Source organism: Priestia sp. FSL H7-0729, assembly GCF_038005685.1.
Taxonomy (GTDB): Bacteria; Bacillota; Bacilli; order Paenibacillales; family Paenibacillaceae; genus Paenibacillus.
Genome location: NZ_JBBOTQ010000001.1, coordinates 637,987 through 660,833 on the forward strand (window position 1 = coordinate 637,987; position 22,847 = coordinate 660,833).

The following is a 22,847-nucleotide window of genomic DNA, read 5'->3' on the forward strand; positions in this document are numbered from 1 at the left end:
GCACCCCTTCCCTCAGTTTAATCACATTTTTTTACTTCGCCACGATAATTGGCCATTCTAAAACTGGCCCCACATCCACACGAGACTTTGGCATTTGGATTATTCATTGTGAATCCGCCCAGCATTCCACTCTCTTCATAGTCGATCTCAAGACCATCAATATATGGAATACTTTTCGCATGAACCAATATCCTGAATTGCGTTTTATTTAACACCATGTCTTCTTCTGCCTGCTGCTCGTCCACGATAAGGGTATAAGATAAACCACTGCATCCCCCTTCATCAACGCCTACTCTAAGGAAGGCATTTTGGATATCCGCACTTGATAAGATCTCAACAATTTTGTCCGATGCTTTATCACTGACCTTAATGATCATTTTTGTTCCTCCCGGTGGTATCATTTTGAAATTGGGTATCCCAGTCCATTAGACAGGGTATGAATGCCGCAAGAGCAGCTCCTTTTGGCGTAAGTTCATAAATAATTTGTGTAGGGTGTGTCCGTATTGTTCTTTTGACCAAATGATCATGTTGAAGACCCTTTAAGCGTCTGGAAAGGATCATTTCGGAAATGGAAGGAATACTTTCGAATATTTCACCGAATCTCTTCGGGCCTTGGGACAGAGCACATAAAATATGGATCGTCCATTTCGTTCCGATGATACGATAAGCTGTAAATAGTTTATTCGGATCTTCTGTGAACAATGGTCTGTACACCCACTTTCATATTCATCTTCGTGGTGAGATCCCCCAGAATACAAAGCGCCAGGACCACTGATCCGCGATAAGACCGGCTACATATGGACCGAGCATGGACGGAAGAACATAGGCTGTGCCAAATGCTCCAAGTATTTTGGCACGTAACTCATCCGGGTAACTTAACGATATAGCTGTATACACACAAGTCATCATAGCTCCAGCACCCAAGCCTTGTAGAGCCCGTGATCCTATCATGGTATACATGTCGCCTGCGGTTGCGGCAGCGATTAGCCCTACGATAAACAACAGAAGTGCAAAAGTGAATGGTGCTGCAGGTCCTCTTTTATCAATGATCCGACCGACGACCAGCGTTCCGATAATCTGCGCAAGCAGATATGTACTGAATATCCATCCGAACAGGCTAAGACCGTTCAAGTCTCCAGCAATCGAAGGAGCAATGGTGGTTACGGATAGACCTTCGAATCCAACGGCCATCACTGATAAAATAATCCCTATGGTTAGTGCAAAATAACGCGGGCTGAAAATACTTTGATGATTAGACGACATGAACTGTGACCTCCAAGAAAATTGGTATGTATACATCGTATCCGGATACTTAGTAAACATTTTTGTTTATAATGTCTAAGCTACCGTTCGGCTTTGACTTTGTCAACATTTTTGTTTAAAATGTAGTTAGTCATGTAGACTCAGTTACGTCACAAGGAGGTGCACCATGAGCGGAAATCAGACTAAAAAAGATGTCTCAACCAGTACCCGGAGAGCGATTATTGATCTGTTAAAGGAGCGCGGGGGAATGGATGTTGTGGCACTCTCCTCTCAGTTTTCATTATCTGGAATGGCAATTCGTCAACATCTAAATGCGCTAAAAGAAGAAGGATTGGTTACGACTGTGGAAGAAGCACGTCCGATGGGTCGACCCACCAAGCTATGGATATTAACTCCTTCGGCTAATCGTTTTTTCCCGAGCGGATATTCGGATTTATCCGTCAGCCTCATCAATTCGATGAAAGAAGCCTTTGGTAATGAAGGGCTGGACAAGCTGCTGGATGTTCGAAATAAAAATATGCAAAAACAATATCTTGAGTATCTAGGCGATGCATCAGAAGTTAGAGAGAAGTTGGAGAAATTAGCCGAAATTCGTACGAATGAAGGTTATATGGCCGAGGTTAAGGAGCAGGATGATGGCAGTCTCCTACTCATTGAGAAGCATTGTCCCATCTGTGAAGCGGCTGCGGTCTGTACCGGACTATGCAAGAATGAGCTACATTTATTCAAAACAGTTCTAGGCGATAATGTTCATATTGAACGGGGAGAATACATTCTTGCCGGAGGAAGAAACTGCGTGTACACCGTTAGGCAAAATAAACCATGACAAAAGGAGCAACCTCATTGGAGATTGCTCCTTTTGTCATGGTTTTGAAGTAACTAGAACGATTTGGGTGAATATTCCGGGATTGTTCGTTTTAGTCTCTGCGTATTTTTCGACAAACACTAATGATGGAAGGAGATAAAGGATTGAACGGTGTTTTATCCCAGTTCGAATATTGATCTTCGATACAAAAGCCGCAGCTCGTTAATAAACCCTGAAGCATATCATTATCCATAAAGCGACATGCAATTCGAGAAATGGTTTTCTTCGATCCTCCCCAATCACGGAACGTGACCCAGTGCATGATCTGGTGACTTGTATCATACGTCTGTGTACCTGATACCTTGACTGTAATTCCATCTTTATCGATAAACTCTCCCCAGGTGCTTTCCTCTTCGTTGGATAAATCGGTCCCCAAGGGGTTTCGGGTTTCAAAAACAAACAATCCATCAGGCTCTAGATGTTTGTTGACAGTCTCAAGTAAGGCCCTTTGATCTTCATCGCTCAAAAAAGCCTGAAATGCATTTCCTGTCAAATAAATCATGGAAAAACGCTGTTCGGAATTGAATGTACGGGCATCAGCTTCAATGAATTCAACAGGCAAACCTTGAGCTTTAACCCGCGCATATTCAAGCATTGACGAAGAAATATCAACACCTGTTATGTTTATCCCCGATTTTGATAAATGAATGGTAGTCAACCCTGTACCACATGCAAGTTCCAACACCTCGCCTGGATTTAATTTGGCAAATTCAAGATAAAAGTTGTATTTATTCGTTTCGCCGCCAAACTCAAGATCATAATTAACCGGGTCTAGATACTCTTCAAGATTATCGTGATCTATCAATCTGAATCATCCCTTCACTACAAAGCAGATTTCTCTAAATCAGCCTTCATTATACCCGTTATTTCTAAACATCTCATTATTGTACGTACCTGATTATGTAATTACGGATTAAGTAGAGTATAGTAAGAGTGTTGAAAATATACTCTAGGAGGCTGCAGCCATGTCACAAAATATCTGGATTAACCTTCCGGTGAAAGACGTTGTGAAATCCACTACCTTTTTCAATGAGATTGGATTCCATGGGAAGAATGTTGGTAACGAGAGAGCCCAGCTTGTCATTGGCCAAACAACGATCATGCTGTTTCCGGATGCAGCGTTTGAGAAATTTACAGGTGCAAAAATCACAGATACTTCCCATAGCGCAGAAGTTATCTTTTCCATTGGAGCTGACAGCAGAGAGGAAGTTGATGCTTTTATTCAAAAAGTAGAGACTGCCGGAGGAACCATCTTTGGCAAGCCGGGTGAAACGGATGGCTGGATGTATGGCGCAGGATTTGCCGACCTGGACGGTCACCGCTGGAACCTGTTGTATATGGATGAGAGCAAAATGCCTAAAAACTAATATGAAAACGCTGGTCCTTGTTTAAGGTCACTGGCTCTGCAGCTTCCGAAAGAATCAACTTCTTGATCCTCGAATAACAAAGATGATAACACCAACTAGCCGCTTCTTTAGACGGATTGTTGTTATCATTCTTTGTTATTTTACATATCCAATTACCACTCAGTAACCCTCGTTACTGTCTCCATAGCATCACGCGTCTACTTCTCATGCTCTTTAACCACTTGTTCGATCCCCAACAAGATCAGTTTCAAGCCGAACTCGAAAGCTCCGTCCGTTCCCATCACCTCAAACATCCCGCTCTTATACATCCTGCTGAATAGTCCAGCTTCCTTCTCACTCATGGTGTCCAGAAGGTGGATCATCTCTTCACCCTGAAGTTGCTCGTTGTCCTTAATAACAGCAGAGATATTACGCTGATGCTGGTATTTGTCCAGAACGAAGTAAAACACATAGTTCACAAGCGTGAGTACGGCCTGTAGTTTTTGTTCTTGCTCTAGTGGCGTTGATTCCATGCAGAGCAACATGCGGTTAGTAAACCGGATCATGTCCGGCTCGTGGGGTAGCGTCATCATCATGAGCTGTGTGGAGCACGGGTATCGGCTGAGCACATTCCGCACGGTTAGTGCAAGTCCTTCCATCTGTTCCTTCCAATCCCCTTCAGCCTGAAACTCGTCGAGAATAATTTTCGATATCTGGTTGGCCAGACGCTGGTAGAGTGCCTGCTTGCTCTTGAAGTACCAGTATAGAGATGGAGCCTGAATCCCCAGCTTGTCTGCCAAACGTCTCATGCTGAATTTCTCAATGCCCTCTTCCGCCAGAAGCTGCCACGAGGTTTCCAAAATCTTATCTTCCGAAATCTGAGGCTGTTGTTTTTTCATCATTATCCGCCCTTTAATCTAACAGTGTAAGTTTATGCTTTACAGGTTCATAAGTTAATGATAACATCTAACACTGTAAGGTTCAATCTAACGGTGTTAGATTAGATCAAAATTAATGATGAAAGTAGTGATCCACATGGATACAGAAAACCTCCATTACTTTGAAAAAGCACCGATCGCCAAAGCTGTAGCTCACTTCGCTGTCCCAATGATGCTGGGCACGTCAATGAGTGTCATCTATTCCATCTTGAATGCTTATTTCCTTGGTACATTGGGCAATACGGCCATGTTAACCGCGCTCGCCCTAACGTTGCCATTATTCGCAGTCATTATGGCGCTAGGCAACTTAATAGGCATAGGTAGCGGGACATTCATCTCCCGTTTGTTGGGTGAGAAAAAAGTGGATGATCTGAAGCATGTCTCTTCATTTGCCTTTTACAGCAGTTTAGTTCTTGGAATTATCGTACTAGCTGTTGGCCTCCCTTTGATCGGGCCCATTGTTCATGGGTTGGGCGCAACGCCCGACTCCTTCGGATTTACGAAAGAGTATGTCACGATCATGCTTATCGGTTCTCCATTTGTCATCTTGTTTTTCACGTTGGAGAATATCGTGCGCTCAGAAGGTTCAGCAATCACGTCAATGATCGGCATGATGCTCAGTGTTGTCGTGAATATTATTCTTGATGCGCTATTTATCTTTGTGTTCCATTGGGGCGTGATTGGTGTCGCATCTGCAACGGTCATCTCCAACATGGTTGCAAGTGCATTCTACGCTTTCCACATCAGTTATAAGAGCCCGTTCTTAACTGTCTCTTTGAAATGGTTCAAGGTTACCAAGGAGATTGTGAGCAATGTGTTCAAAATCGGAGTTCCTGTTTTTGTAATGAGTGTTTTCTTGGGTGCGATGTCGCTTATTCTTAACCTTTTTCTTGTCGAATATGGGGATCAGGCCATTGCGGGGTATGGGATTTCATCGCGTTTGTTGCAGTTTCCTGAGTTCATTCTGATGGGTTTGTGCGAGGGAGTCGTGCCGTTGATTGCCTTCTCATTTACAGCGAACAAATTACGCATGAAACAAACCATTGGATTCACGATTAAAACTATTCTGGCCCTGGCCGTCCTGTTCGGCGTTATCGTTTATCTGATTTCTGACCACTTGATTGGTTTATTTACGACGGATCCACAATTAATTGAAATGGGTAGCTACATTCTCCATGTGACCTTCTTATCCTTGTTTATTACAGGATTGACTTCGTTGTTTATTGGGATTTTCCAAGCTACAGCTCAAGGAACCGCCGCTTTTATTATGTCGATCATTCAAGGAATTACGCTGATTCCTGTATTGTATATTGCTAATCAACTGAACGGTTTTCATGGAGTGATCTGGTCACTCGTTATTGCGGATGCTGTTGCGTTCCTTGTTGGGGCCATCATGTTATATGTTCTGCGTACCAAATTACAGCCGGATATGGCACAATTGGCACAGTAAGTTACCTATTACACGCAATAAGGCAGGATAACAAATACTGCCTTACCCTGCTCTTTTATTCCCACATGACAATGGTCTATCCAGTCTCACGCAGAGATCGTAAACCGCCAACTACAACGAAGGGCTGGTCAACATATGTTCAATTTCGTCCATATACCCATCAACTGTAATGGTTCTCGGTGCAAACAGAAATCGTAGGGATTGTTTCCATTGGGAGTCTGCAATAGATGTTGGCAGCATTGAATGTTCTGTATGAGCAAATATTTTCACATGAAGCAATGAAGATGGCTGAATGCCTTTGCGGTATGCTTGCTCTGTATCTGCAATGTCCACATTCACATCATCTTCTCCAAGCAGAAGTAATACAGGGGTTTTGAAATGGTGCAAGTCCTCCGTGGCATCAGAAGCATAATTTTTTCTTATGAAGTTCCATCGTTCTTTGGAAATCAGATCGTTCTCTCGAGCGATCTTGGTATACTCTTCATATGTGCCCTGTTTTGTTAGAATCTCATTAATCTGGTTTTCATAATCGACCTGATGTTGAATCTCTTCAGGGGAATGACCATCCTTCGCCATTTGGCTGCGAGTGTTGTATTCCCCCTGTTGTAACCAGTTTATTGCTGGCGATACCAAGATACTGAAAGCCAGGTGTTCTTTGCCAGCAAGCTTAGGGATGACCCAGCCGGCCTGGCTGGCACCCCATACACCTATTTTGGAATCATCAATGATGGATTGTTCTTTTGCCCATGCGATAGCTTGCTGTGCCTCTACTACGCGATCATCCATGCTTTGATCTAGCCAGTTTCCCTCTGATCCGCCAATGCCTCGTTTATCTAGCGACAAGGACGCATAACCAATCGATGCCAGCCGCTCCCACAAAGGTTTGTATCCCTCACCATGAGTAGAGTCTATTGGACCATCACCGTGAACAAACAACACTAATCCTAGCTTGCCTGAATGGTTTCTGGGTACAGTCAGCGTACCTGTTAACTTGCCCTGAGGTGATTGGATTTCAATGGCTTGTTCCACCATGTCAAAATCATTTTGATCGAGTATGTATAGTCCTGTACCAACCATCAATAAAATCGTCACCATAACGGAGATGTACACTTTTCTTCGTTTAAACATAATAATCTCCTTCATAAGTCATGTAATGCCACTGATTTTCATCCAAGAGCAGGCCAGTCAGGAAGCTGTTCGTGCTACGCTGCTTGCGAAATTCATGGCGTTCATATAACTGGATTGCATGATAATTGTGACTTGCGACATGCAAGCTAAGAAATGATAGCGCTCTGGACTGCAACATGTATATCTGTGCCCATTGGAGCAACAGGGTACCAATCCCCTTGCCTTGATGCTGTGGATGTACAACCAGATCTTCCACATAACATTCGTGTAATTCAGGCGTATGCTTCAGCAGATGTAGACCAATGATTAGCTGAAGCAGTTTCCAGTTACCTATCCTACTGCACTTTCTCCACCAATGGGAGTAGGCATGAAGAGTTGTTATTGCTGCTCTGTTACTTGCTTCTTTCCATTTCAAGCCCATGGTGCCAACAATCTCCTCATTATGGCGTGCAATGACTCGAAGAGTATGCTGTTCCTTAGCGGGATGCTTGAGTAACTGTTCAAATACGTAAGCCAGATCATATGTAGACAATGAAGTGATCTTTTGAAATTTGTGTCCAAAACCATAAGCCATGAGTTCAGCAACAGCTTGATGAAACTGGATACGAACGGGTTCTATCTGAATGGAAGTTATCACTCTGCGTCCCCCCTAATCGATTATTTTTAACAATAGCTCATAATGAAGCTTCTCTGGTGTGAATAAAGATAAATATGATTTCTCTACCATCACAAGTGGACCGTGATATGAGTAGTCATTATGTTCAGCATAAGCATAGAATTCGGTGATATGTTCTTCGAGTTCAGTTTCAATGTGGACAAACACATGCCGAGAAAGGTATTTCCCTCTGGGTAAAACTAATTCGTTAGCTCCCTCCTTTTGAGTATAAATTCCTACAGTGTCTCCCTCTCCATACACATAATGAATATCGGTTTCAAATAAATGGGGAATGTTACTGTTCTGTTTGACCAGCTGTCTTGCGTGCAAGTACCCTTGCGCTTGCATATGGAACCAAAGTGATAAGTGAATCTCGTCACGAGTAACGATATAATATTTCACTTGATCCTCATGTGGGATATGCTCTTTCTCATGCAACAACTTGCTGATCAGGTGTTTGGTTTGCTGAAGCTGATGAATAGCTGCTTCCGTGTCAGCCAACGCTTGGTGAAATAATGATGTGATTTGATCGGATGTCAGATTACTCAGACATTCCTTAATCATTTGAACAGACAGCCCCATTTTGCGGAGTAATAAAATATGAGATAGACGATAAATTTCTTCAACCCCATACATTCTGTATTGGTTTTCTGCTACATAGGCAGGGTTCAACACCCCTTTTTCTTCAAAGTAACGAATTTGATGGACAGAGACTTTCATCAGCTTTGCCAGCTCGCTAATCGTAATTTCATCACTCAACCCAATCAACACCTTTGCTGTTTTTCATATTACAAGCTTAAACCTTGGGGCTGACCTAAGGTCAAGTCTTTATTTTAAAGTTATGATTTCATCTCATCTTCGTCCCATTCATGGAGCATTTGCATAAGTTAGCATCATAAGCAACAGGCTCGTGGAGGGGAAAACTATGAATGAAATATACAGAGATGTTGAATCCACAGTCTCCAACCCAAATAAGTCCGGTTTTTACAAAGACATTATGGAATGGATTGTTTCCGTGTCACCCGGCAACGATGACAGGGTCGCCCCGTTTGATTTTGGTGGAGCCGCTGAATTCAAGATTCCTAAAACCCTTGAAACGGAGATTCACCGTTATTTGATGCCCTATACCCTTCATCCCGAGGGTGGAAATGTCGCATTCATATCAAATGGGCGTGTTTGGGGAACATCAGGTGCTATCCTCACATCCGACGGCAAACTGATCTTTGACCTTTCCCCAGAATACGATGGACAAAAAAACAGAATGATGACACTGGAAGAACACCCCGCTTTGCATCGGAAAAAGGTTCAAAAACATCATCATTTACAAGGAACTGTTGCCGGTTTGACTTTTTGCGGGAGTCATAATTATTTTCATTGGTTATATGATGTTCTGCCGCGACTGGGTATGCTTCGGATGCTGAATGTTCCTTTTGAATTCCTGGTCATGAATCCGAACCCTCATGAATCTTTTGTCAAAGAAACGTTATTCATGTTTGGCGTATCGGAATCGACCGTGATTCGTACTCATGATGATCTGGAAATTCAGGCAGATCGGTTGGTTGTGCCTTCCCTAATGATGAATTCCCATTATCCACCTTGGGCTACAGCTATCCTTCGGAAGTTTATGTTACCCTGGGCTGACAGAACACTTGATCCTCCCCTACGCATTTTTATCTCTCGGAGCAAAGCTTTGGCCCGACGAATAGCTAATGAGGATAAAGTCATCCGGCATTTGGAGGCGTACGATTTTATTCCTATCTGCCTGGAAGATTGGACCATAGCCCAGCAAGTTCAACTTTTTGCCTCCGCAGAGGCAATCGTCGCACCGCATGGAGCAGGACTGGCCAATCTTGCATTTTGCAGGAAAGGAATATCAGGCATGTAATACCTACTTACTGGATGATCAGCAATCATAACGAACTTGATTATTATATGATGTATGGGCAAGAAGACGGGACAACACAGGAGTGTTTTCCGGGATTAGAGGACTTCTTCGTGGATTTGAATCGACTCGAACAAACTCTTTGTTTAGCTGGATTGAATGAACATAAATAAGTTTCTAAATCTAAACTAAAAGAATACCTCATATCTGTAATTAACTTGTCGACCCTCCTGAAAACCCAAAAAAACCACGGTACCAATGATGGCACCGCAGTTTAATGATCATTTATATTACTGAATTTGTTTCATGTAAGACTTGAATTCCTCGGCGATTTCTTTATATTTCGTATGATGCAGGTAATGTGAACCTTCCATCGGGATCATTTTGCCCTGTGCAGATTGTTTCACTTGCTCCTCATGCAGCGGAATCCAATTTGGATTGAGCTCGTTATTGGATTGAACGAATAAAAGCATTGGCATATCACGAGGGTAAGTGAGGTTTGCTCCATTTTTGAAATTGGAACCCAAGTGTTCAAGCTCATCGACCATTGTCGGATTTGTTGAAACTTGATTCGAGATCAACCTCATCTGTTCTTTGGTATGTTCGTCGTATGCAAGTGATGCATCTGAATCACCGCTCACTTTTGAGATTACTCTCATCAGACCGGATTGTTTAAGAAATTTCATTAAGTTCAAAGGTAATTTGACATCCATGCCAGGTTGATTTGGAACACTGCTATCAATCCCGACAAAAGCTGAAACTTCATCCGGATACGTGTTCACATACGTCGCTGCATATAGTCCCGTGATGGAATGGCCCATCAGAATGTAGCGGTTAATCCCGAGCTGCTGTACAGCTTCATGAATTTCGCTGACGATATTCTCCGTTGTTCTCTCCGTCTCGGTTTGGTCGCTTAAACCATAACCGAAAGGTTCGATTGCCACAACTCTGTAATCCGAGGTCAATTCATCAATTAACAATTTGAAATCGAGTACTGGCGACGGGGTTCCTTGTCCAGGTAAAAGCACGATGGTTTGTTCACCGCTGCCTTGAATGGACACATTCATGTTTTTCCCATAGACATTAACATATTGGCCATACGATTCAATTTTCTTTTTCTCGATCCCGGTACTGATTGTATGAACGACAAAGGTGATACCCATAAACAGCACCAGCGCGCCGATAATACCACCAATTATTTTCAACCATAACTTCCGTTTTTTACGGCCCTTAGTCCCCGTTACTGTTGTATCTTCTGTTCTGTCCACATCCATCTTCTCCTGTCTTTATATCTGTAGAGCCGCTCTTGCGACATAGGTATAGTGTAACCATGGAAGATGTACCCTTCGTGACGGGAATATGAACGGAGTATGAACTACCCAAAAAAAAGAGAACTGCTTGTGAGAGCAGTTCTCTTTATGATTAGACCTTGTTTAGTGGTCCAGGAATACAAGCTGAATGAAGAACAATACAGCAAAAATGTAGAAGATTGGATGAACATCTTTACCTTTTCCGCGAAGCAGCTTGAGTACCGGATAAAATATGAAACCTACGCCGATCCCTGTCGCAATACTATGCGTGAGTGGAGTAAGGATGATAATTAGGAAGGCAGGAAATGCTTCTTCGAGATCATCCCATTTGATTTTGCTGATAACGTTAATCATAAAGTACCCAACAATGATCAGTGCCGGAGAAGTGATCGCTGGAATGCTTGAAATTACACTTACGATCGGTGTGAAGAACAATGTCAGAGCAAGAAGCACACTTACCGTTACCGCTGTCAGTCCCGTTCTTCCTCCTGCAGCCACCCCTGTGCTGGACTCGATGTAAGCCGATGTTGGGCTTGTTCCGAGCAAAGCGCCACTGGTTGTTCCTACGGCATCTGCCAATAGTGCGCCACGCGAGCGTGGAAATTTACCTTCCTTCAGCAATCCTGCTTGTTCGGCAACGCCGAGCATCGTGCCCGTCGTATCAAACAGTGTGATCAGCAGGAACGTAAATATGATCGTATACAAGCCATTTGAGAATACACCTGCCAGATCCAGTTGCAAAGCCGTTGACGTCAGGCCTTGCGGCATGGATACAATGGATTCCGGCATTTGGAATAGTCCCATGATCCAGGCCAGTATCGCTGTAACCACCATGCCGATGAACAGGTAACCCTTCACTTTGTAAGCCATCAGCACAACGGTAATAATCAATCCGATAATAGTCAGATAAGCCATTGGCTCAGCCAGGTTTCCGATTGTAATCAAATTCGATTCTGAATCGGCAATAATGCCGGCATTTTGAAGACCTACCGTTGTAATAAACAACCCGATCCCTGCGGTTATTGCATGTTTTAAGCTTGCTGGAATGGCATCTAGCAACATGTAACGGAACGAAGTAAGCGATAAAATAATAAACAAAATCCCTGCGATAAATACGGCTCCCAGTGCAACCTGCCAAGATACGCCGTATCCGGCAACTACGCTATAGGCAAAGAATGCATTCAGCCCCATACCCGGTGCGATGACGATCGGATAATTGGACCATATCCCCATAATGAGAGTTCCCACAATACTTGCCAGTACGGTTGCTATGAATACTCCATTAAAGTCCATGCCTGTGCTGCTGAGTATTCCTGGGTTTACGATAACTATGTATACCATTGTGAAGAATGTTGTAATCCCTGCGATAATTTCTGTGGGAATGCTCGTGCCTCTTTCTTTGAGTTTGAACCATTTGTCCATGATAAAGCCAGCCTCCAACCTTCAAATTATACTCCTAAGCTAAAAACAAAAAATCCTAAGCCTCATATAGGATTGTAATATTAACGCTCCTATATTCGTTTTTAGGATTAAAGTTTTAACAGCTATGCTCTATACGAAACATAAAAACGAAACATAAAGATACTCATCTCTGTTTTAACCTGAAGTCCATTTCGTATTCTAATTAAAATAACATGCACTGTCAACGATTTTACGAATTGTTCACAGTTATTTACGAACTATATATACCTTATAACTTGTGTTTATTCGCTTTTAGAACATGGTATGTAGTTAGTACTCATTGTCTGCAACATATGAAAGAAAGACTGCCAGCAATATTAACTGACAGTCTTTTGCTTAATTTGTAGTAGGTTTCTCTTCATACTCGCTGGATAATTCTTTTAGCGATTTGATTTTACCATGGGGATGCTGTTCTTGCTTTCGTGACTTCCAGGCAGCTTCTTTTCGTTTCTTCTGGTCAGCCATAAAAGAGATCCTCCTCTGGAAACTGAGATGTGTACTACCTCTTTATGATGTCACTGTAAGGCAACTTTATTCTACGTTTTTTAGCTGCTACGAGAATGTGATTAGAAGCTAATTGGCAGGACCCAGATTAATCAAGCTGACATCGGACAAAGAGACCGTTGTGTTACCATCTTCTGCGCCATCGATGTTACCGAGATCAAATGAGATGCGAGTATTCGCATAGCTGGCTTCTGTTGCATCGAATGTAAAAGTAAATTCCTGTTCTTCAGGCGTCAAATCAACTCGTGCCCCAAAGAATCCATGCCATTCATAGTTGGCAGCTGCGTCGACCCATCCAATTCCCAAACCCACTTTTCTGGACTTCTCGGCTTTGGCTTTAAACGTCAATTTGTATTTAAAACCTTGCTGTATGCCAAATCCTTCATTGATGACTTGACGATCCCATGGATTCTGTCCTGCATTACCAATCTTGGCATGAAGCTGTTGATTGCTAACTTGCACCTCAAGATCAGCCGCATTACCATCCGCGTAGGTAAACCAGCTGTCTTTGCCTTTGGAGAAGTCTCCATTGGAAATAAGATTAACATGAGCCGGTTGCCCTCCTTGATCTGCATTCGGATTAACTTCGTATAACTGAATGTTATGAATGTTAATCGAATGTTCACCTGTAGATAACGGGTAACCTAGTCCGAATGCAAGTACGGCTGCCGAATCTGAGGCATCCCCCATGGTGATGGTATAACTATACGACTGTGTTTCCGTGCTTAATTGCACTTCTTCTTCGAAATACTTCACAAAATCCCCTACATTCTGAGAAAGAACCGCTTGCATGGATTTAGGACTTGAAGCAGATGCCTCGAAGGTAAGTCGATATGATTTATTTGCATCCAGTTCGATCTGACCTTGTTGCAGCAATGAATCCCACCAATGTTCATTTGTACCAGGCAAGTTAATCGTTAATCCTTCGCCCTCTTCATGTGAAGCTGTCAGATCATTAGGAATTAGCTCCCAATGATTCAGATCCGCTGCAAGCTGGCTGTTTTGAACTTTGTTTAGTGAAATATCCACCCAACGTGTATTATAATTTGCTCCTTCAAAATTCACATAATAGGGTTTGCCTGCTGTCAAGTTGACCCCTGGGAAGTACACGGTTTTGTATGTTTGCCATCCCCCCGTGTCTCCGAGATTCAGTTCGGATTGAGCAACGATTGTACCCTGTTCATCCTGAATGCTGAACCGTACCTCAGAATCACTTTTCCCACTGGCCATTCGCGCAGACAGAACATATTCTCCCTCTTGGGCCACATCGATTTTATATTGCAGCAGATCTCCCTGATCCATGTAACTGACATGTTTACCACCTTCTGCGGAGTCCTCCAGTTGCAGGCCCTGCATCGCCCAGGCTTCGGTTGCAGGTACATGTGCGTAGCCATTCACGGACAGCGGTTTGCCTCGTTTGGTCAGACGCACATTGTCCACATATACCTTGCCTTTCGAACTACCGAATAACAGTTGTAGCTCGGACTGGGCTATGGATGTCCCATCTCCAATAACGATCTCTCCAGTATATGTCTTCATTTCTTGGCCCAAGGAAAGGTTTTTCCCCTGATGAATCTGCACGGAATGTCCATTGCTGCTGACAAGATCGATATCCATACTTCGTGGTGTATCTGCCTTGGCTTCTAAGGAGAAGCCGTACGTTGTATACGCTTCCAGCTTCAACTCCGGTTGGTTCACAGACACCTGCTGCGGCTCACCATTCGTTTGAGTAACATCAACGACGAGCTCGCGCTCCATAATTGGGAATTTCAAATAGTTATTTACGCCGATCTGAGCCTTTGCACCTTCTTGAATGCTGCTTGACCAGAATCCCAGACGCTCTTTACCTTGATCAAACGTTCCATTGTAAATGAAGTTGCCATCAGGTAACGCGTTGCGTTCAACCGTTAGCGGATCAGCATCACCCACCTCGATCAGCCTGACATTGGCAAACCAAACGCTTGTATCATCCAGCCCCAGATTGAATTCGAATCTGGCATTGTTATCCGATCCATCCCGCATATTGAAGGTATAGTCATAGGATTTCCACTCAGTCGTGAGTGCAAAGGTGTTCTCACCCGAATAATTCGTCCAGCTTTTTTCATATTGGTTCACTTTGGACATGATTGTACGGTTAGCAGATGCCTTCGCATCAAATTGTATTTTGTACTTTTTATTTTTCTGGATGTACATCGGCATCTGTGTGAGTTGAACTGAATAGTTTTCAGTCCCCGATGCATCAATGGTAACTTGTGCTGCTTTGCCTTTCTGCTCATCCTCTACAACTTGCACACTGCCCGCTCCGTCAGCATTCGTAATGAATTTCCACTGCAGAGGCACTCCATTTTCTTCAGACCCTTCCGTAAAACGATCATTGTAGATTAGATTGCCATCGGCTTGTGGTTCACGCTGTTGTACAGGCTCGATGGGATTGGTTGTTACATCAGGCCATGTGTTGAGATTTTTGTAAGAGTACACACGCACAAAATCAACATTCATCGTTTCAGAAGTGAAGTCGCTCTCAGGTGAGCCCGGCCAGTCTCCGCCAACTGCCAGATTCAGAATCAGATAGAATGGACGATCAAATGGTGCTGGGAACGTATAATACTCGGGTTGGCCCGCGGCCTTTGTTTGCCAGTTGGTCACTTCATGATGCAGTTTACCGTCTACATAGAAGCGGATCATGCCCGGCAACCATTCCACCTGGAAATCATGATAATCGTCAGCAAAAGTCTCTCCCTTCGGAAGAGTAAGGCTTCCCTGATCATGTCCATGGGAACCATCAGGCTTCACACTATCATAGTGCAATGTGCTATATACCTTGTTATTACTCTCATTGCCACCGATGAGCTCCATAATATCGATCTCTCCAGATGCCGGCCATCCACCATAATGCGCTTCATCCGTAGGCATCATCCAGATGGCAGGCCACATGCCTTTTTCAATAGGAAGCTTTGCACGTACTACCACTTTACCGTAGGTCCAGTCGCCTTTCCCCATGGAGATCAGTTTGCCGGAGCTGTAATCCTTACCATTTTTCGGACCTTTTTTCGCTTCAATCTGTAACACGCTTCGGTTCTGATCTCTCGTTATACGAGTGTTATCCGGGCTGTAATACTGCATTTCATTATTATAAACCAGACCTGTATCCTGCACGGTCCATTTGGAAGAATCGATCGCAGAACCGTTAAACTCATCATTCCAGACCAGTTCCCATTGGTCATGCGGAATCGTTGTAGCAGGAACCGGTTTTTCACCCGCAGGATTGCTTGGTATCGATGGGTTGGATGGTGTTTGCTCTCCAGGAGTAGATTGCGTTGGCGTGTTTGCCCCACTCGTTGAACCCCCAGGCTGTGACGATACAGGTTGCTGAACTTCGCCTGTCATGGATGTACGCAGACCTTGTTTCACTTTCTCTCCATTAATAACAACATCATTCGCATCAACACTTAATTGTTGAATCGTACCTTTGGTATCCACTCGGGTCTGATTCGCTTCTGCATGAATATTCATGGAATCAATGAGGCTCTCTGAAGAGATTTCCAGAATGGATTTTTGCATGACATGCAGATCCTGAATGTTACTTTCTCCCGCAATGGCAACTCTGACGGGTTCCCCACGTTTGTCAACGACTACTCGATTCAGCTTGGAGTTGCTAATGTCGATGGAATGACTGCCTCCGCCTTTAATAATGACACTTCCTGTAACGGTTACGCCCTGAAGAACAACATTCCCTTCGCCAACGCCTTCTGCCAGTAGCAGATTTCCGTTGATAAGTGTATTTTTCAGCGTGACATCCGTCGATTTAACAATGAAGTTGCCATCCACCCGGGACTCATATATACCAGGAGCGCTTTTCACATCGGCAATCATCGCTGACAACATGGTTGCTGTCTCTGCTCGTGTAATCGGAGATTTGGGATTTAATTTACCTTGAAAGCCTTTTAAAATATTTTCTTTTACCAGATAGGTAAGCGCTTTCTTTGAATAACTGGAAATATCATCTGCATCCTGAAATTTCAATAGTTCACTCTCATCGTTCGCACTCGTTGAAAGTTGAAAAGCACGATCCACCATAACCGCTGCATCTTGCCGGCTAATCGGTTGTTTCGGTGACAGATGTTCACGGTCTGTGCCTTCAATAATGCCAGAACCATTGGCCCGAACCATCACATCATGGTACCAATCGTCTGAAGTCAGATCAGCATATGAACCCGTCGCCGCATTACCGGTGAAACCAAACGCCCGATCCAGAATCATAACAAATTCAGCTCGGCTAATGACCTGACTGGGCTTGAATGTGCCGTCGGTGTAACCTTTCAATAGATTCAAGTCCTGCAATCGTGTAACTGCGGATTGTGACCAATGCCCGGTAAGGTCATTATAGGAAACAGAGGAGTGCAGGCTTTTCGCCTGCACATTTCCTACCTCTGCTTGATCTTGTACACTTTCTGCCCCAGCAGTTGCTGGATAAACGAGGGTAGCCATTAAGCTCCACACCACCATACATGCCAATCCTCTTCTCATCTTACTTCCTCCCTCAGCTCGGTTATCCTTGTATTGCATAGCCTATTCCTTGACTGCTCCAATAACAATTCCCTTTACGAAGAAACGTTGTAAAAACGGGTATACCATCAGAATGGGAAGCGCACCAATAAAGATCTGTGCTGCGCGCACGGTTCGCTGTGAGATGTTCTCCAACATGGAAGGGTCCACATTGATTTTGCTGAGATCTTGCTGAACGATAATGGTCTGTAACAGAGAAGCCAGCGGATAATTTTTAATATCAGACATATAGATCATGCCGTCGAACCAGGAGTTCCACTGATACACCATTGTAAACAAGGACAAGGTTGCGATCGCCGGAAGCGACAGCGGAACGTAGACCAGAATCAATGTTTTGATATGACCTGCTCCATCCAGGTAGGCTGCTTCCTCAAGTTCTTTGGGCAGACCACGGAAGAAGTTCATCATCAGAATAACGTTCCACACGGACAGAGCGCCGGGCAAAATAAGTGCCCAGATCGTATTCATCAGACCAAGCTTCTGAATCAGAATGTAACTGGGAATCAAACCGCCGCTGAACAAGATGGTGAAAACAAAGAACCATGTATACAACGAGCGACCTTTGAAACTGATATCTTCCTTCGACAACGGAAATGCGGTAATGAGCATGATGACCATACCGATGATCGTTGCAAGCACAGTCCGTTTAAGAGACACCAGAAGCGAGTTGATGAAATTTGAATTTCCGAAGGTTTTCACATAAGCGTCCGTTGTGAAACCAATGGGCCAGAAGCTGACCAGATTCGATGATGCCGGCGCCATACTGCTGAATGAAACAGCCAATATATGAATAATTGGTAAAATACAGAGTAACGATAATATCCCAAGAAAAGTATAGTTAGCGATGCTAAATATGCGGTATCCTTTTGTTTTATAATACAAGCCCTTTTCTCCTCTCTAGAAAACTCGATAATTAGCCAGTTTGTAAGCCATTCTGTACGATATAACAATCAAAATGGTAGCTACCACTGATTTGAATAACCCCACTGCTGTGGCAAAACTCATCTTCCCGTTCAAGATCCCGAGTCGATATACAAAGGTGTCAATGATGTCGCCTTTGTCATACACAAGCGGATTGTACAAGTTGAACACCTGATCAAAACCAGCGTTCAGGATATTGCCGATAGAGAGTGTCATCAGTACGATTGTAATCGGCATCAATGCCGGAATTGTAATGTGCAGCGTCTGTTTGAAGCGGTTGGCCCCATCCACCTCGGCAGCCTCGTAGAGCGCAGGATTGATTCCTGATAGAGAAGCCAGAAATACGATCGTACCAAAACCAAATTCTTTCCAGACATCGCTGACGATTAGCGTAATACGGAACCATGTGCCATCTCCCAGGAAGAAGATCGGTTCTCCTCCAAAGGCTACGACAAGCTGGTTCACCATGCCGCCCTGAGGAGACAGGATGTCGAGCAGAATCCCACCGAGAATAACCCATGATAGGAAATGCGGCAGATACACAAGCGTTTGGCTCACTCTTTTGAATGCCGTCAAGCGAACTTCATTGAGCAAAATGGCAAACAAGAATGGAGCGAACAGTCCCGCGATGATTTTGAAAAATGCAATGACCAGTGTATTCCAGATCACCTGACCTACATCCGGATATAAGAATAAATATCTAAAATTGTCCCAACCAACCCATTTGGATTCAGAAAATCCCAAGTAAGGCTTAAAATCCTGAAAAGCAATGACAATGCCGCCCATCGGTATGTACTGAAACACCAGTGCCAGCAATACGGCTGGTACGAGCATCATATGCAAGGTCCAATTCCGTTGCATATTCCAGCGCTGTTTGACCCTGGTGGAGCGCCGTTTATGCGGCGTTTCTAACGTATGTTCCTTCACTCCTGCATCCCCCATGTTCTAAAATTTATATTTTACAAGTCATCGTGAACTTGTATATTAAAATTATAGCAATGGAAATTTGCGATCTATATCCTAATATTGCAACAACGATATCAATATTTAAATGAGATTTAGGAGGTTGGACTTTGTTTACACGCATGAATGTCTTTACCAAAATTACATTGTTGTTTGTGATGCTGCTTATTCTGGTATTGTTTCTCTACACATACTCGAACCGGGAAAGTGTACGTGTCATTGAACACGAGATTCAGAACAATACAATGAATCACCTGTCGACATTTGCTGATTCAGTAGAATCCAATATTTACCAATTGTCATTATATGGGATGTCTATAGGACAAGATTCCAGCATTCAGGAATATCAACGCCCTGACTACAAGGATGTTCCCTATGAACGTGTGAAGGTTGGAAGTGCCATACTGGAAAAGATGAATCTGTACAATGCAGCAAGCAAATGGCATTCGACCATCACGCTATACTTTCCTCGGATGAAAAAAGTCATATCAACGGATTACTATGCTTACATTCCGTACAGTGATAATGAATTTAAGGAGGCTCTATCGCAGTCCTGGACCTATGCAGACAATCAGTTTATCTGGTACACGACAGACCCAACGACAGCGATGGTGCAACCCGACAAAGCTCGATTAATTACCAAAATCAGTTTTCCAGTTCATCACTTAACTACCCTTCTCAATCAAAACAAGTTAAACAATAAGGGCGATCCATTCATGTTTCATCCCGATTATGGTTTAATCAGCAATAGCTCTGGAAAGGAAACGCTGAATGCCATACTGCCCTCTTTGAAAGAAGCAAAACTGCGAGCCAGCGGTGGATTCACCACAACGTTAAACAAAACGGAATATTACGTCTCCTATATTCAATCCAAGAGCCTGGGCTGGTATTATGTTGACTATGTGCCCATGCAACAGATTTTGAAACCGATTACGAGCAGCCGAAATCTGTTTTACGCTTCAATTGCCGTTCTAATCGTAATGAGTGTCGTTGTTTTATATACACTTTATCGCAGTGTACAGCTTCCGCTCCTCCAGCTGGTAAAAGGGACAAATCGCTTATCCACCGGGGATTTTTCCGTTCGGCTGCATCACCCGGCACGCAATGAATTCAGTCTGTTATTTGCACGATTCAACATCATGGCCCAGCGAATCCAAGAGTTAATCGAGAATGTATATGAGGAGAAATTAAGGAGCCGCGAGGCTACGCTCAAACAGCTTCAATCGCAGATTAATCCGCATTTTCTTTATAACTGTCTCTTCTATATCAAGAACATGGCCCGAATGAAAAATGAAAAGGCCGTGGTAGCCATGGCACTGAATCTGGGAGAGTATTACCGATACATAACCAGGTCCGAAAAGGATCAAGCCACGCTTCGGGAAGAGTTGACGATGGTCAAAAATTATTTGGAAATCCAGTCACTTCGTCTGGAACGAATGCATTTTACAATCGATGTGCCTCATGATATTTTAGATAAAACAGTTCCGAGACTAACCCTTCAGCCTATTATTGAGAACGCTATTATTCATGGTCTGGAGCCCAAATCAGTGGATGGTGAGATTAAAATCTATGCGGACTGCGAGGATGATGTGTACTCGATAATTGTGGAGGACAGCGGGCTTGGCATGTCTGAGAAACAGCTGGATCTGCTGAGAGATAATCTTCTTAAGCCGCTGGATGAGAACATGGGATGTGGTACATGGAACGTGCATCAACGTTTGTCATTTCAGTACGGTGAAGGTTCGGGACTTTTCTATGAACAATCTTCAATGGGTGGGATTAAAGTTAACATCACATGGCACGACAATACAGACAAGTAGGTGAAAGACCCATGCTGCAAATATTACTGGTGGATGATGAACGTTCGGTCGTGGAAACGCTGGCAGAGACCATCCCGTGGGAAAGCTGCGGAATTGGTACGGTCCATGAAGCTTTATCCGGTGCAGTAGCACTGGAAATCATGGACAATCACGACATTGACATTGTAATTACCGATATTCGTATGCCTGAAATGTCAGGCATTGCACTTATTACAGCGATTCATGAAAAGTGGCCTCATGTGCAGACGATTCTCTTATCAGGTCACGCGGACTTTGAATATGCCAAACAGGCCATTGCGCAAGAAAGTTTCGATTACTTGCTGAAACCCGTTAGCGATGAAGATCTGATTGAATCCGTGCAACGTCTTGTTCATCGAATTAAAGAAAAGTGGGAAACGGCAGCGTCTCATCAACGAGCCTTGCATGCTTTTCAGGATCATCTTCCATTGCTTCAATCCACGATGCTGCATGAGTTGCTGACTGGAAAAGTCTATGATCCGAAGACACTGGCAGACAAGCTTGATCTGCTGGAACTTCCCTACTCCATAGGTGAAGACCTCGGTATGCTGATTATTCGTATGGAAAAACATCTATCCGAAATGGCACACGGTGATCTGGCCCTAATGCAATATGCGATATGTAATATCATTAGTGAAGTGATGCATAATCATTTTCATATCTGGCACACCCGAGATGTTCATGATTACATCGTTGTTCTGGTTAGCATGAAGCATTCCACAGCGATGAGCTATAGCAGGAACGAGACGCCTCAGACTCTGCTTGAGCAGTATGCTGCCCAGATTCAAACCAATGTTCAGTTATACTTAAAGGGTGCAATCTCTATCTCTGTATCCAGCTGGGGCAAGTTTCCTTACGAGATCGGTGAACTTTATGAGCGAACGGTCATGTCCATGCGTAAACGGATGGGTCAAGTACAAGGATTGTTTGTCACAGCTTCCGATGAAACGGACGCCAACCCGCTACATACAATCAGGTCACTCTATCAGCCGCCAACGTTGATCAGCCTATTGGAAGCTGGGCGGTTTGAGGATGTGGAACAGAAAATCGAGCACATTTTTGAGGAACTGCTGCATTCCAATGAACATCATGATATAGCGGAGTCCACCTTTGAGGTGTATTTTGCTATTGCAGGTGCGTTTGCGTACATCATTCATAAAAATGGCAAACAAATCTCTTCTTTGATTCCAGCAGAGTCCTATCGCTATTTTCAAGCGCCGAGTTACTCCACTGCACAGCAATTACAGGACTGGTCCATACGCACACTTCATTACATAAGAGATGATGCTGAACAAGAGCTTAGAGACAATCACAGCACCATTGTACGCAGCGTCAAAAGTTTCGTCGACCTTCATCTGGCTGGAGATGTATCACTGCCTGCAATTGCTGACCATGTGCATCTTCATCCGGTATACCTGTCCAAGGTATACAAAGCGGAGACCGGTGAAGCACTTACAGCATACGTATACCGATTAAGAATGGAGAAAGCAGCCTATCATTTGCGAACTTCTACCGCCAAAGTGTTTGAGATCGCAGAACTTGTCGGGTACAACAATACCGCTTATTTCATTCGAGTTTTTAAGAAATTTTATGATCTCACTCCACAAGAATATCGGGAAAATCTGCCGGTTTAAGGTGTACTCAGATCAGATTTGACGTTCAAATAGACTCACTGGTCCCCCATTTTTCATATGGCATAACAAAAGGCATTGCGGGAGTTGCTCTCCTGCAATGCCTTTATGTTGCTTATGTTACCG

The 22,847-nt window shown here is 43.7% G+C and carries 20 protein-coding genes; 6 read left to right on the forward strand and 14 right to left on the reverse strand.

The features are described 5' to 3' along the window. Positions 1-17: 17 nt before the first annotated feature. Genes MHH93_RS02725 through MHH93_RS02735 form a run of 3 tightly spaced genes read right to left on the reverse strand, consistent with a single transcriptional unit; the run spans position 18 to position 1,263 of the window. A complete protein-coding gene (locus tag MHH93_RS02725) occupies positions 18-377 on the reverse strand; it encodes a HesB/IscA family protein (protein ID WP_500052679.1) in 360 nt (119 codons plus the stop codon). Beyond that, positions 367-714 carry a winged helix-turn-helix transcriptional regulator gene (locus MHH93_RS02730; protein ID WP_500052680.1) on the reverse strand — a complete coding sequence of 116 codons (348 nt, stop codon included), beginning with the start codon at positions 712-714 and terminating at the stop codon, positions 367-369. The genes MHH93_RS02725 and MHH93_RS02730 overlap by 11 nt, the downstream gene beginning before the upstream one ends. A gap of 12 nt (positions 715-726) precedes the next feature. Beyond that, positions 727-1,263: an MFS transporter gene (locus MHH93_RS02735; protein ID WP_500052681.1), complete on the reverse strand. Its 537-nt coding sequence runs from the start codon at positions 1,261-1,263 to the stop codon at positions 727-729. A gap of 166 nt (positions 1,264-1,429) precedes the next feature. Here MHH93_RS02735 and MHH93_RS02740 point away from each other — a divergent pair, with 166 nt between their 5' ends. Then, positions 1,430-2,089 (forward strand): helix-turn-helix transcriptional regulator, encoded by a 660-nt coding sequence (locus MHH93_RS02740; protein WP_500052682.1) that lies wholly within the window; start codon positions 1,430-1,432, stop codon positions 2,087-2,089. A 91-nt stretch (positions 2,090-2,180) separates the two neighbouring features. Here the strand turns inward: MHH93_RS02740 and MHH93_RS02745 are convergent, their stop codons facing one another. Beyond that, positions 2,181-2,933, reverse strand: a complete 753-nt coding sequence (locus MHH93_RS02745; protein ID WP_500052683.1) for an SAM-dependent methyltransferase — start codon at positions 2,931-2,933, stop codon at positions 2,181-2,183. A gap of 160 nt (positions 2,934-3,093) precedes the next feature. On the opposite strand from MHH93_RS02745, the gene MHH93_RS02750 reads away from it, so the two are divergent. Then, complete coding sequence (locus MHH93_RS02750) at positions 3,094-3,495, forward strand: VOC family protein (protein ID WP_500052684.1); 402 nt, start codon at positions 3,094-3,096, stop codon at positions 3,493-3,495. A gap of 197 nt (positions 3,496-3,692) precedes the next feature. Here MHH93_RS02750 and MHH93_RS02755 read toward each other — a convergent pair whose 3' ends face one another. Continuing rightward, complete coding sequence (locus MHH93_RS02755) at positions 3,693-4,373, reverse strand: TetR/AcrR family transcriptional regulator (protein ID WP_500053307.1); 681 nt, start codon at positions 4,371-4,373, stop codon at positions 3,693-3,695. 136 nt (positions 4,374-4,509) lie between these two features. On the opposite strand from MHH93_RS02755, the gene MHH93_RS02760 reads away from it, so the two are divergent. Continuing rightward, positions 4,510-5,862 carry an MATE family efflux transporter gene (locus MHH93_RS02760; protein WP_500052685.1) on the forward strand — a complete coding sequence of 451 codons (1,353 nt, stop codon included), beginning with the start codon at positions 4,510-4,512 and terminating at the stop codon, positions 5,860-5,862. Between the two features lie 111 nt (positions 5,863-5,973). On the opposite strand, the gene MHH93_RS02765 is transcribed toward MHH93_RS02760, so the two are convergent. Genes MHH93_RS02765 through MHH93_RS02775 form a run of 3 tightly spaced genes read right to left on the reverse strand, consistent with a single transcriptional unit; the run spans position 5,974 to position 8,404 of the window. After that, positions 5,974-6,990 (reverse strand): alpha/beta hydrolase family protein, encoded by a 1,017-nt coding sequence (locus tag MHH93_RS02765; RefSeq protein ID WP_500052686.1) that lies wholly within the window; start codon positions 6,988-6,990, stop codon positions 5,974-5,976. Beyond that, entirely contained in the window at positions 6,983-7,627 is a 645-nt protein-coding gene (locus MHH93_RS02770) for a GNAT family N-acetyltransferase (RefSeq protein WP_500052687.1), read from the reverse strand. The genes MHH93_RS02765 and MHH93_RS02770 overlap by 8 nt, the downstream gene beginning before the upstream one ends. Before the next feature lie 12 nt (positions 7,628-7,639). Then, complete coding sequence (locus MHH93_RS02775; protein ID WP_500052688.1) at positions 7,640-8,404, reverse strand: helix-turn-helix domain-containing protein; 765 nt, start codon at positions 8,402-8,404, stop codon at positions 7,640-7,642. A 166-nt stretch (positions 8,405-8,570) separates the two neighbouring features. On the opposite strand from MHH93_RS02775, the gene MHH93_RS02780 reads away from it, so the two are divergent. After that, entirely contained in the window at positions 8,571-9,530 is a 960-nt protein-coding gene (locus tag MHH93_RS02780; RefSeq protein WP_500052689.1) for a glycosyltransferase family 61 protein, read from the forward strand. A 287-nt stretch (positions 9,531-9,817) separates the two neighbouring features. On the opposite strand, the gene MHH93_RS02785 is transcribed toward MHH93_RS02780, so the two are convergent. The 6 genes from MHH93_RS02785 to MHH93_RS02810 all read right to left on the reverse strand — a co-directional run bounded on the left by MHH93_RS02785 (position 9,818) and on the right by MHH93_RS02810 (position 19,216). After that, positions 9,818-10,801, reverse strand: coding sequence for an alpha/beta hydrolase (locus MHH93_RS02785; protein ID WP_500052690.1), 984 nt, complete (start codon positions 10,799-10,801; stop codon positions 9,818-9,820). Positions 10,802-10,960: 159 nt separating this feature from the next. Then, a complete protein-coding gene (locus MHH93_RS02790) occupies positions 10,961-12,259 on the reverse strand; it encodes an NCS2 family permease (RefSeq protein ID WP_253435962.1) in 1,299 nt (432 codons plus the stop codon). Positions 12,260-12,634: 375 nt separating this feature from the next. Then, positions 12,635-12,763, reverse strand: a complete 129-nt coding sequence (locus tag MHH93_RS02795) for a DUF6254 family protein (RefSeq protein WP_219845137.1) — start codon at positions 12,761-12,763, stop codon at positions 12,635-12,637. A gap of 108 nt (positions 12,764-12,871) precedes the next feature. Then, on the reverse strand, positions 12,872-17,329 hold the full coding sequence (locus tag MHH93_RS02800) for a carbohydrate binding domain-containing protein (protein WP_500052691.1): 4,458 nt from the start codon (positions 17,327-17,329) through the stop codon (positions 12,872-12,874). Positions 17,330-17,371: 42 nt separating this feature from the next. Then, the gene (locus MHH93_RS02805; RefSeq protein ID WP_253435956.1) at positions 17,372-18,250 is read right to left on the reverse strand and encodes a carbohydrate ABC transporter permease; all 879 of its coding nucleotides are present in this window, start codon (positions 18,248-18,250) and stop codon (positions 17,372-17,374) included. Positions 18,251-18,265: 15 nt separating this feature from the next. Further along, a complete protein-coding gene (locus MHH93_RS02810; RefSeq protein WP_421889768.1) occupies positions 18,266-19,216 on the reverse strand; it encodes an ABC transporter permease in 951 nt (316 codons plus the stop codon). Between the two features lie 146 nt (positions 19,217-19,362). On the opposite strand from MHH93_RS02810, the gene MHH93_RS02815 reads away from it, so the two are divergent. Beyond that, positions 19,363-21,072 carry a sensor histidine kinase gene (locus tag MHH93_RS02815; RefSeq protein ID WP_500052692.1) on the forward strand — a complete coding sequence of 570 codons (1,710 nt, stop codon included), beginning with the start codon at positions 19,363-19,365 and terminating at the stop codon, positions 21,070-21,072. A gap of 11 nt (positions 21,073-21,083) precedes the next feature. Continuing rightward, positions 21,084-22,724 (forward strand): response regulator, encoded by a 1,641-nt coding sequence (locus MHH93_RS02820; RefSeq protein ID WP_500052693.1) that lies wholly within the window; start codon positions 21,084-21,086, stop codon positions 22,722-22,724. Positions 22,725-22,847: the final 123 nt, after the last annotated feature.